Genomic DNA, 12,172 nt, shown 5'->3' on the forward strand with positions numbered 1-12,172 from the left:
TAAGGAGGGCTTTTTAAACCCGTTAAACATAACAAAATCGGGTGAAGTTTTCCACTTGTAGAAATGATTTGCCGGGATATTATTTTTTATGATTCATTTCAATTAATTCTTTTGCATGCGTTCTAGATGTATCTGTTAATTCAGCACCTGTAATCATCTTTCCAATTTCATCAATTCGTTCCTCAAAAGATAATTCTTGGATCGTTGTATGTGTCCTGTTTCCTGTTATAACTTTTTCAATTTTTAATTGTGTATCAGCAATGGAAGCTACCTGAGGTAAATGTGTAATACAAAGGACTTGTGATCCGATTGAAATATTATAAATTTTATCAGCCATTGACTGCGCTACTCGTCCACTAACTCCTGTATCTACTTCATCAAATATAACACTTGTAACTCCTTGATGCTTTGAAAAAATATTTTTTAGTGCTAGCATGATCCTTGACATTTCACCACCTGAAGCAATCCGATCTAGTTCTTTTACGGGTTCCCCGGGATTTGTTGAAATTAAAAATTTCACTTGATCCATCCCATCTTCATGTGGTGTTACTTTTTTCCCTTCAAAAGGTATGCCTTTTTCTTTATTAGGAATGAATACATCGACTTGAAAATCTGTTTTATCTAAATAAAGATCCTTTAGTTCCGTCAAAACTGCTTTTTCTAGTTGTTTAGCAGCTTTTTTTCTATTGTTGTGTAATTCTTTTGCTTCTAACAATAAATCATTTGCTGCTTCCTGTACCATTTCTGCCAAATTTGCAAGATGTTGATCTCGATTTTTTATTTCGTCCAACTCTTCTTCAATTTTAGCACTATATGTCATGATTTCTTCAACATTCTGACCATATTTTCTTTTCAATTGATCAATTTCATGCAACCTTGACTCAATTAATTCTAACCGTCCTGGTTGATAATCCATTTGATCAAGGTGTTGTCTAATTTGATAAGATATTTCTTCAATTAAGTAATAATGGTCAACATATTGTTGATGCAATGTTTGAATTTCTTTATTATGTTCTCCCGCCTCTTCAAGGTTATTAGCAGCATGCGATAACCAATCTAAACCTTTTTGTTCACCATGCAACGCGTTATAGGCATCGTTTAAGTTTTTATGGATCGTTTCAAAATGATGCAATTCATTACGTTCATCAGTTAGAGCTTCATCTTCATTCGGTTGTAAGTTAGCATTTTGAATTTCATTTAATTGAAATTCCAACAAATCCATGCGTTGAGCCAATTCCTGTTCATTTTTATTGTTGGCTTCATATTTATATTTAAGTTCTTTCCACTGCTGATATAACTTTTGATAGTGCTTCTTAAAATGGGCATGCTTGGACTGATAAAAATAATCCAACAACTCCATATGTTTATCCTGATTCAATAATGCTTGTGTTTCGTGTTGGCTATGTATATCTAAGACAGATTGTCCAATTTCCTTCAATATAGCTAAAGTAATCAACTTCCCGTTAATACGGCAAATACTTTTTCCTGAATGGGAAATTGTTCGGTGGAGAACAAGCATATGATCCTCCATTATTTCAATTCCTAATTCCCTTGCCTTTTGATAAACAGGGTGCTCAGTATCATCAATGATAAACAAACCTTCTAATTCTGCCTTTTTTTCGCCGTGTCGAACATATTCAACCGATCCTCTTCCACCAATCAATAGACCCACCGCATCGATGATGATTGATTTACCTGCACCTGTTTCACCAGTTAATACCGTTAGGCCATTTTGAAATGGAATATGAAGTTCATCAATAATAGCAAAATTTTTAATGGATAATTCGGTTAACATATGCTCACCACCTTTATAACATATCTAAAAACTTGTTTTTAAGTTCATCTGCTTCTTCTGCTGTCTTACAAATGATAAGAATAGTATCATCACCACAAATACACCCTACAATTTCTTCCCAACCTAAATTATCAATTAATGCTCCCATTGCCTGAGCGTTCCCTGGTAATGTTTTCATGACAATGAAATGTGTAGCTGTATCTAAACTAATAAACGCATCCATAATAAATCGTTTGAGTTTGTTTAATGGATTAAACTTTTGATCAGCAGGCAAACTATACTTATATTTATCATCTGTAGTAGGAACCTTCACTAAATGTAATTCCTTAATATCACGTGAAATAGTTGCTTGAGTAATGCCATACCCTTGACTTCTAAGTTCCTCAACTAAATCATCTTGTGTTTCAATTTCATTTTCTGTAATGATCTCACGAATTTTAATGTGTCGTTGAGCTTTATTCATGGCTCTTCCTCCTGGTTAATTGTTCATATGAAAATGGACTACTTAACGGTAGTCCAATCGATTCTAGCGATCTAATGCCTGGTGGGATTCTGTTACTACTTTTTCCGATAAAGTCGAAAAGTCGATTTCCTCACTTAACTCGCTATCTGATTTCCCCAATAACCCTAGATATTCAATATTGCCATCACCGCCAGTAATTGGAGAAAATGTCACATCTAATATCTGAAAACCTGTTTCTTCCGCAAAAGACAATATATTTCTTAATACTTGTAAGTGCACGGAAGGATCTCTTACAATCCCTTTCTTACCTACTTGTTCTCTTCCCGCTTCAAATTGAGGTTTGATTAAGATAACGGCTTGACTGTCTAATGATAACAAATGGAAAAGGGGTGGTAGAATTAATCGTAGAGATATGAAAGAAACATCCACTGTAGCAAAATTGGGTGTCTCTTCTGTTAGCATGTCTGGTGTAACGTATCGAAAGTTAGTTCTTTCCATGACAACTACTCTTGGATCATTTCGTAATTTCCAATCTAATTGATTGTAGCCAACATCGATCGCATAACTTAAATGGACACCGTTTTGTAATGCGCAATCGGTAAATCCGCCAGTAGAAGAACCTACATCAACCATGACTTTACCATTTAAATCTAACGAAAAATATTCAATCGCTTTTTCTAATTTTAATCCACCACGTCCTACGTATGGTATCGCCTTTCCTTTTATATCAATCGGTATATCTATGTTCACCTTTGTACCAGGCTTGTCCATGCGTTGTTCTTCAGAGAAGACAAGACCAGCCATGATTGTTCTTTTTGCCTTCTCCCTAGATTCACTCAAGCCACGATCAACTATTAATTGATCTAATCTAATTTTTTTACTCATTCTTCATCATGCCCTTTTTTGCTCATCATTACTTACGGCTAATAATTTTTTTAGTTCTACAACAATTTGCTCTTTTGTCAAATTTATTTCTTCAAGCAATTCTTTCACATTACCGTGCTCAATATACTGATCAGGAATACCCATTCTTTTCATTTGAGGGTGATATCTATTTTCTTCTGCAAACTCTAGAACAGCAGAACCAAATCCACCTTTAAGTACTGCTTCTTCCACAGTTAAGATCGGGATATTTTTACGCATTCTGTCATGCAACATTTGTTCATCTAACGGCTTAATAAACCTTGCGTTAATTACTTCTACATGTATACCTTGTTTTTTCATATATTCACTCGCTGCAAGAGACATGGCAATCGTAGTTCCAAACGTTAAAATAACTGCATCAGTCCCTTGTTTTAACACTTCCCATTTACCAATAGGCAATGTTTTTAACTCTTGATCCATTTCTACACCTAACCCGTTTCCTCTTGGGAAGCGAACAGCAATAGGACCTTCATTATAAGAAATAGCTGTGTTCACCATATGTTGGCACTCATTTTCGTCTTTCGGCATCATAATCACCATATTAGGTAAATGGCGTAAGAAGGCAATATCAAAAACTCCTTGATGCGTTTCACCATCAGCCCCTACTAGTCCTGCACGGTCGATACCAAATGCAACATTCAAGTTTTGGCGACAGACATCATGAACTAATTGATCATACGCTCTTTGTAAGAAGGTAGAATATATCGCAAGAAAAGGCTTCATACCCTGCGTTGCCAGGCCAGCTGATAACGTAGTAGCATGTTGTTCTGCGATTCCTACGTCAAATAAACGATCAGGATATTTTTCCTGAAATTTATCTAACTTTGAGCCAAGTATCATTGCGGGTGTGATCACTGCAAGTCGTTCTTCTTGTCCAGCAATATTTTCTAATGTATCACTTACAACTTGGCTCCAAGCGGGCGCTGCATTAGCAGGCTTAATTTTTTCACCTGAGTCAATTTTATAAGGACCTACACCATGCCATTTATCTTTTTTATCTGATTCAGCAGGGTAATATCCTTTTCCTTTTTGCGTGATAACATGAACAAGTACAGGACCTTGTGTTTTCTTAGCGTATTCAATATTTTCTTCTAAATCTTTAAAATCATGACCGTCAACCGGTCCGAAATAAGTAAAGCCGAATTCTTCAAACAACATACCTGGAACCATAAAATATTTCATACTATCCTTTACTCGTTCTGCTGTTTGAGCGATCATACCACCGACCGCAGGAATTCTTTTTAACAGGATTTCTAATTCATCCTTGACACGATTATACTTTCCGGCACTTCTCATCCTTCCCAATGCATTGTGTAATGCCCCGACATTGCCTGCAATTGACATTTCATTATCATTGAGAATAACCGTGATATTTTTCTTCTCATGACCAATATGATTTAATGCTTCCAACGCCATACCACCTGTTAAAGCACCATCACCTATGATTGGTACAACATAATTACTATCTTTTTTCATATCACGAGCGATCGCCATACCCATAGCTGCTGATAGTGACGTTGAACTATGGCCTGTTTCCCAAACATCATGTTCGCTTTCCGTCATTTTAGGAAAACCACACAGTCCTTTATACTGTCTAAGCGTATCAAATTGGTCTGTACGCCCTGTCAGCATTTTATGAATATAGGATTGGTGTCCGACATCAAAGATTAATTTATCTTCCGGACTATTAAATTGCTTGTGTAACGCGAGTGTCAGTTCTACTACTCCTAGATTAGCGCCTAAATGGCCACCGGTTACGGATAATTTTTTAATCAAAAATTGACGAATTTCACCGGCTAAGACTTCTAGTTCTTCCGCGTTTAATTGTTTTAGAAATGTTGGATTTTTTATCTTGGTTAGATCCATGAAGGAATCCTCCCTACTATTATTCAAGATTCGCCTTATTTATTAGACAATACTTTTATTTTAAATTTTTCTTCTAAAAATGCAATTATTTTACCAACAATAAAAATGATATTGGTTGATGAATGAATGGCTAAAAACTTACCCAATGCCTTTCCACCGACAGTTAAAGCGGCGACAAGGCTTGTAAGAATTACGTTTAAGGATAAATGAAAGGAGGTCCCTTCACCATATCCAAATCCATTCGAAAGTTGCAGTACTACGATAGCAGATGCTGTTCCACTTATTATACCAGAAATATCTCCAATTACATCATTACAAAAGCTGGCAAACCGATCTGCATTTCTGACAATCTGTATCGCTTGTTTGGAACCGCTTACCCTCTCTGCTGCCATTGCATGAAATGGAACTTCATCTGCAGCAGTTGCTGCTATCCCTAGCATATCAAAAAACACGCCTATAAATACAATAATAAATACGATCACTAATCCAATGATCGACATTACTCCACTTAAGATGGATGAAGATACTATTGAAAAAATAGCCGCTAACACAAACGTGATAACGGCAATGCTTAAACTAAATTTCATCGACTTTTGCAGTTGTTGTTTATTCATATAAAAACCTCGTTAATTGGTTACATTATGTATACAGGAATGGAATGGTCATTTTCAAGGTAAAAACTGCGGCTTAGGTCCAGTAGGTTTTCCCAGACAGATACCGAGTGTTGCCACTCTGGCGGTTCCCCTTTAAACCTGTCTTAGCGCAGTCACCCAACGCTAGACTGGATTACCACTCAGTCCGCACTATAATCCCTTTTAAATGTCCTTACTTGGAACAGTCTAGGAGATTTCCTCAACAACCCTTAACCGTTTCCTAGCCTCTTTTGCAGTACGAATTTCATACAGAAAAACATGTCCTTAACTAGTGGCCATCCAGTTAGGAACACTTTGTTACCTGTAATCCCCTTCGCACCACTCAAGGCAGGCTACGCTACAAATAAGGATTCCCTGACCCTTATTACATAGGTTCATACCCCATTCCATACTTCATTCTTGGCTAAGAATAAAATACAGAGATGGGCCTCCGCGGAAGAAGGGTCGTCGCCCACATGCCTTTGTGGATCGCCCTTCAACCTTAACTCCCAGCATCGACCCAAGGCTGGGCGCCTCAAGCCGACACAAGGAACTTCATCGATGTGCCCTTTGGCGGATTTTTAGGCCCGCCTTCAGAAACGGAGGATTGACTAGAATACTGCACCATCCCATTTACATACTTTAAATATAACATGTTTCTTGTATTTTCACAATATTATTACTGGTTTCGCTCGCTTAAATAATGACTTATCAAGGCCAAATCTGTATTTGCTAAACCTACCTCTTTCAAACATCGAACAGCCTCATTAACATATTTAGTTTTATATTGCTTAGCTCCCTCTAATCCTAGAATGCTTGGATAAGTGCTTTTCTCATTATCAATATCACTGCCAACACGCTTACCAATAAGTGTTTGATCACCCTCTATGTCTAAAATATCATCTTGAATTTGAAATATGATGCCAAGATAATCCCCATAATTCTTTAAAATTTCCATTCTTTCTGATGATACACCCGCTAAGAGTCCACCAATTTCTACTGCAAATGAAATAAGTCTTCCTGTTTTCAAATGATGAATTCTTTCCAGCTTTGAAATGGAAATAGTCTGATTTTCTGCTTCCATATCCAAATATTGCCCGGCTACCATTCCTTCTAATCCACTTGCTTTCGATAACTTGGCAACAATGTTAACTTTCTCCTGATCTGTATATAAATCAGTAGTAGTAATAACGTGAAAACTATTCGTGAGTAGACCGTCTCCAGCTAAGATAGCGGTTGCTTCGTCATACTTTTTATGATTAGTTAATTGTCCCCTACGGTACATATCATCATCCATAGAAGGAAGATCATCATGTATCAGGGAGTATGTATGAATCATTTCTAAAGCAACTGCAGCAGGATATACCTTCTGTGGATCTCCACCTAATCCTTGACACGTTAATTTCATCAAAAGCGGACGTAATCTTTTTCCTCCTGCTTGAATGGAATATAGAACAGATTCTCTTAGTCGATTCGGCATATCTAATTCTGAAATGTAAGACGTTAAAGCGGTATTTAATTGTTGTTGTTCTTTATCTAACAAATTTTGTAATGATTGATCCACTTAATTTTCCTCCTGAATTTCAAAGCTCGAACGCTCATTATCCTCACGTAAAATTTCTTTCATTTGTTTCTCGGCATTTACTAATTTATCATGACATATTTTTGATAATTTGGATCCTTCTGCATAATACTCCATCGCCTTTTCTAAAGGAACTTCCCCTTCTTCCATTTTATTGACAATCGTTTCCAATTGTTCTAACGCTTCTTCAAATGATAATTCTTTCTTTTCCTCACTCATTTATTATCTCCCCTTCTAATTTCTTGTGCTCTACATTCTACAAGACCATCTGAAAGTTGGATTGTTAATTGATCATCCATTTCCACCTGATTAACACTTCGAATAATTTCATTTTCCTCAGAATATGTAATCGAATATCCTCTGCTCATAATGCGAGTTGGATTTAATAAGTTAAGCTGTGTTAAGTTCTTACTAAATAGATTTCCCTTCTGATCCACCTGTTGTTTGCTTGCACGATATAACCGCTTTAACAGATCTTGTACATGATCGTTTTGTTTTTCCAGCTGTTTATCGAGATTTAGACGTTGATAACGTTGATCCAAATATTTAAAATAGTCTCTTTTTACTTGAACTGTACGGTGTAATTGTTTCGTCAACTGATCCACTGCTCGGTCAAGTCTTTGTTCTTTTTCTTCTACTAAACGTTCAGGATATTTGAATACATATGAACTCTCCATTGAATCTAACTTTTCACGAGAGCGCTCTATCTTATTCCGAATATTGTTCTCAATAAATTGATTCATTTTCTTAAGTTTATCTAGTAATTCTAGTTGCGATGGCACAGCTAATTCAGCGGCTGCTGTTGGAGTCGGCGCACGTAAATCAGCCACCATATCACTAATCGTTACATCTGTTTCGTGTCCAACAGCTGATATGACGGGAAGTTCTGATTGAAAGATTGCTCTGACAACTTCTTCGTCATTAAAACTCCATAATTCTTCTAACGATCCGCCACCACGACCCACGATAATAAGGTCCAAGCTATCGATTTGATTTGCTTTTTTAATACCGTTTACGATAGAGGCTGGTGCCTGTTTCCCTTGTACTAAAACAGGAATAATTAAGACATTTGCAATAGGATAACGTCTTTCCATCGTTGTTAATATATCACGGATAGCAGCCCCAGTTGGTGAAGTCAATACCGCAATATGCTCAGGGTATTTCGGGAATGTCTTTTTATGTATTGGATCGAAAATTCCTTCCTTAGAGAGCTTTTTCTTTAATTGTTCGAAAGCTAAATGAAGTGCTCCGATTCCGTCTGGCTGTAATTCCTGTATATATAACTGATACTGTCCCTGTGATTCAAAGACACTGACATAACCACTTATTAATACTTTCATGCCATCCTCTGGTCGAAAAGATAGATCTTGATTCTGTCTATGGAACATTACTGCACGAATACTGGCATGATCGTCTTTAATTGTCATATACATATGACCTCTGGTATGGTGCTTAAAATTCGATATTTCACCTCGTAACCAAATGTGATTAAGATGCCTGTCTACGTCAAATTTCTTCTTTATGTATTTTGTTAGTGCAGACACCGATAAATATTTATCTTCCACAACATCATCCCTTTGAATGAATTCTCTTGCAAGAAAAGGTCATTCCAATGATAAGAATGACCTTTTCTTTCCATATTAAAATAACTGAAGCTGTGACACAAGTTAATTCTTATAATAATTCGTTCGCTTTTTTAGCGGATTTAATGGTGTTATGCATTAGCATAGTAATCGTCATTGGTCCAACACCTTTTGGAACTGGAGTGATATAGCTAGCTTTTTCCTTAGCAGAATCAAAGTCAACATCTCCCGTAAGCGAGCCATCCTCAGTTCTATTTACACCCACATCAATAACAATGGCACCATCTTTTATATGATCACCATTGATAAAATGTGCTTTCCCGACAGCAACAATTAAGATGTCAGCAGATGCTATGTATTGTTCCATATTTTTCGTACGTGAATGGCAATAGGTTACTGTTGCATTTTCACTTAAAAGCAATTGTCCTACAGGCTTCCCTACAATATTACTTCTCCCAATTACTACAGCATGCTTTCCTTCTAATGAAATATTTTTTGATTTCATCATTTGAATAATACCATATGGTGTACATGGATAGAAGGTATCTTTTCCAGTCATCATACGACCAATACTTATCGGGTGAAAGCCATCGACATCTTTCTCTGGTGAAATAGCTTCTATGATTACTTCTTCATCGATATGTGCCGGTAAGGGTAACTGAACTAAGATTCCATGGACCGAATCTTTTTTATTTAGTGTATCAATTAAGGATAATAACTCCTCTTGTGTAGTTGAATCTGGTAATTCAATTAATTCTGAGTCAACTCCTACATAATTAGACGCTTTTTGCTTTCCTTTTACGTATGATTTCGAGGCAGGATCATCACCGATCAAGACTACAGTCAACCCTGGAATAATTCCTTTACTATGAAGACCGATTACTTCTTCCTTCATTTCATCTCTTAATGATTGTGCTAACTCACTGCCGTAAATAACTTCTGCAGACACAAAATCTCCCCCTTATTTTATCATTTTTGATAATACACCATTGATAAACTTACCTGATTTTTCATCACCGAAAACATGAGCAATCTCAATTGCTTCATTGATTACTACACTTTCGGGGGCATCTTTCATATAAAATAATTCGTAAACGGCCATACGAAGTAGCGTTCTCTCTACTATGGCTACTCTTTCTAGTGACCATTTTTCTAAATGTCCTTTGATTTTTTCGTCAATTTCTTGTTTATTTGCAGCAACACCATTCACAAGGTCCAAAATAAACGAATCATGTTCATTCTCATCTAATGTATGTTCAATGGTAGTTGCTAAATCATATTCCTCTGTGTCCAACGAAAATAAAATTTGTAATGATTTCTCACGTGCAGTTCTTCGTTTCATGTACTTCTACTTCTCCTTATCACGGTCATATTCTTCACTTTCAAATGATACCATGTTATCTTTTGGAATGCCATTAAATATTATCATCCCTCGACAAAAAAAATTGATACCATCAAGATAAGGTGATTACTTATTTGGAACATTGTGAAAAGGAATAAAAGTCCTTACAGATTAATCTGTAGGACTTTTATTCCTTTAATATTGCTCTTCTTTTTCATCATTTACATGTTCCATTTGAACGCCAACAACATGCACATTAATTTCTTTAATTTGAATGGCAGTCATATTTTCTATTGCTTGCCTTACATTCAATTGGATTTTTTCAGCGACAGTAGGAACAGAATGGCCATAATCGACAACGATGTAAACATCAATAGACACAGTGTCTTCTTTGAGCTCTACTTTAATTCCTTTACCATGTGCTTTCTTCCCTAATCGTTCTGCTACTCCTGTTGCAAAGTTACCTCTCATGCTAGATACACCTGATACTTCAGTAGTTGCAATACCTGCAATCACCTCTAATACATCTGGTGCAATTTCTACTTTTCCTAAAGGAGTAGATTCACTCACGTTAAGTAATTGGTTTTCAGGCATGATAAACACCCCTTTTGACTAAAATTAGTCTTACTCATCTTCCATTATACTATATTTCTCTAAAAAACTTGTATTAAAATCACCATCGACAAACACAGGGTGTACCATCATTTTTCGATGGAATGGGATTGTAGTATAAACACCTTCTACGGCAAATTCATCCAGTGCTCGTTTCATTCGATCAACCGCTTCTTTTCTTGTTTTACCATAGGTAATTAATTTTGCAATCATCGAATCGTAATATGGCGGAATTTGATAGCCAGGATATGCTGCTGAATCGACCCTTACGCCTAAACCACCAGGTGGTAAATACATTTCTATCTTACCTGCTGACGGCATAAAATCTTTTTCAGGGTTTTCTGCATTGATGCGGCACTCCATCGCCCAACCATTAAATGTAATATCTTCCTGTTTATAGTTTAATTTGTCATTATTGGCGATGTTGATTTGTTCCTTGATTAAATCTACACCTGTAACCATTTCAGTAACGGGATGCTCTACTTGGATACGAGTATTCATTTCCATAAAATAAAACTTATTTTCTTTTTGATCGAAAATAAACTCAATTGTTCCTGCACCAGAGTATTGCACAGCTTTTGCAGCCTTAACTGCAGCTTCACCCATCGTCTTACGCATATCTTCATCAATTGCAGGAGATGGTGTTTCTTCAATTAATTTTTGTAACCTTCTTTGTACAGTACAATCGCGTTCTCCAAGGTGTATTACATTGCCATGATTATCTGCTAGAACCTGGATTTCTACATGACGGAAATCTTCGATGAATTTTTCTAAATACACGCCTGGGTTACCAAATGCTTTTTCTGCTTCATTTTGGGTTACACGGATACCTTTTGTTAATTCTTCCTCTGTACGGGCAACACGAATACCTTTACCCCCGCCACCAGCAGTTGCTTTAATAATAACAGGAAAACCTATTTCTTTGGCCACCTTAAGTCCTTCTTCTTCATCCTCAATGATACCATTTGAACCCGGTACTACTGGCACACCAGCTTCTCTCATAGTTTCTCTTGCTACATCTTTTGTACCCATTTTTTGAATAGCATAGGCACTAGGACCAACGAATGTTATATTACACGCATCACAGATCTCAGCAAAATCTGCATTCTCTGATAAGAATCCGTAACCAGGATGAATTGCATCGGTATCAGTTAATGTTGCAACACTCATAATATTAGTAAAGTTTAAATAACTGTCCGTGCTTAATTTCGGTCCAATACAATAAGCTTCATCCGCTAACTGTACATGCAATGCATCACTATCAGCTTCTGAGTATACTGCTACCGTGTCTATTCCCATTTCTTTTGCAGATCGGATAATTCTGACTGCTATTTCTCCACGGTTAGCAATTAACAGTTTCTTAATCACAATGT

12 protein-coding genes are annotated in these 12,172 nt (G+C 36.6%); all 12 read right to left on the reverse strand.

What is annotated here, in order from left to right; translation table 11 throughout:
• Positions 1-79: 79 nt before the first annotated feature.
• Positions 80-1,795 (reverse strand): DNA repair protein RecN, encoded by a 1,716-nt coding sequence (gene recN / locus GI584_RS12910; RefSeq protein WP_153791476.1) that lies wholly within the window; start codon positions 1,793-1,795, stop codon positions 80-82.
• Positions 1,796-1,808: 13 nt separating this feature from the next.
• Positions 1,809-2,258, reverse strand: coding sequence for a transcriptional regulator AhrC/ArgR (gene ahrC, locus GI584_RS12915; RefSeq protein WP_100360273.1), 450 nt, complete (start codon positions 2,256-2,258; stop codon positions 1,809-1,811).
• Positions 2,259-2,321: 63 nt separating this feature from the next.
• Positions 2,322-3,143 carry a TlyA family RNA methyltransferase gene (locus tag GI584_RS12920; RefSeq protein ID WP_100360272.1) on the reverse strand — a complete coding sequence of 274 codons (822 nt, stop codon included), beginning with the start codon at positions 3,141-3,143 and terminating at the stop codon, positions 2,322-2,324.
• 6 nt (positions 3,144-3,149) lie between these two features.
• A complete protein-coding gene (gene dxs / locus GI584_RS12925; protein ID WP_153791477.1) occupies positions 3,150-5,048 on the reverse strand; it encodes a 1-deoxy-D-xylulose-5-phosphate synthase in 1,899 nt (632 codons plus the stop codon).
• A gap of 35 nt (positions 5,049-5,083) precedes the next feature.
• Positions 5,084-5,662: a hypothetical protein gene (locus GI584_RS12930; RefSeq protein ID WP_100360270.1), complete on the reverse strand. Its 579-nt coding sequence runs from the start codon at positions 5,660-5,662 to the stop codon at positions 5,084-5,086.
• Between the two features lie 697 nt (positions 5,663-6,359).
• Positions 6,360-7,244, reverse strand: coding sequence for a polyprenyl synthetase family protein (locus GI584_RS12935; RefSeq protein WP_153791478.1), 885 nt, complete (start codon positions 7,242-7,244; stop codon positions 6,360-6,362).
• Positions 7,245-7,481: an exodeoxyribonuclease VII small subunit gene (xseB, locus tag GI584_RS12940; RefSeq protein WP_100360268.1), complete on the reverse strand. Its 237-nt coding sequence runs from the start codon at positions 7,479-7,481 to the stop codon at positions 7,245-7,247. It abuts the gene before it with no gap.
• Positions 7,478-8,827 carry an exodeoxyribonuclease VII large subunit gene (gene xseA, locus GI584_RS12945; RefSeq protein WP_100360267.1) on the reverse strand — a complete coding sequence of 450 codons (1,350 nt, stop codon included), beginning with the start codon at positions 8,825-8,827 and terminating at the stop codon, positions 7,478-7,480. Before xseA ends, xseB begins: the two co-directional genes overlap by 4 nt.
• Before the next feature lie 109 nt (positions 8,828-8,936).
• Positions 8,937-9,794 carry a bifunctional methylenetetrahydrofolate dehydrogenase/methenyltetrahydrofolate cyclohydrolase FolD gene (gene folD / locus GI584_RS12950; protein ID WP_100360266.1) on the reverse strand — a complete coding sequence of 286 codons (858 nt, stop codon included), beginning with the start codon at positions 9,792-9,794 and terminating at the stop codon, positions 8,937-8,939.
• Between the two features lie 12 nt (positions 9,795-9,806).
• A complete protein-coding gene (nusB, locus tag GI584_RS12955) occupies positions 9,807-10,187 on the reverse strand; it encodes a transcription antitermination factor NusB (protein ID WP_100360265.1) in 381 nt (126 codons plus the stop codon).
• A gap of 195 nt (positions 10,188-10,382) precedes the next feature.
• Entirely contained in the window at positions 10,383-10,781 is a 399-nt protein-coding gene (locus tag GI584_RS12960; protein WP_100360264.1) for an Asp23/Gls24 family envelope stress response protein, read from the reverse strand.
• A 30-nt stretch (positions 10,782-10,811) separates the two neighbouring features.
• Positions 10,812-12,167, reverse strand: a complete 1,356-nt coding sequence (gene accC / locus GI584_RS12965) for an acetyl-CoA carboxylase biotin carboxylase subunit (protein WP_153791479.1) — start codon at positions 12,165-12,167, stop codon at positions 10,812-10,814.
• Positions 12,168-12,172 lie beyond the last annotated feature (5 nt).

It is taken from the genome of Gracilibacillus salitolerans, from assembly GCF_009650095.1.
GTDB classification, from domain to species: domain Bacteria; phylum Bacillota; class Bacilli; order Bacillales; family Amphibacillaceae; genus Gracilibacillus; species Gracilibacillus salitolerans.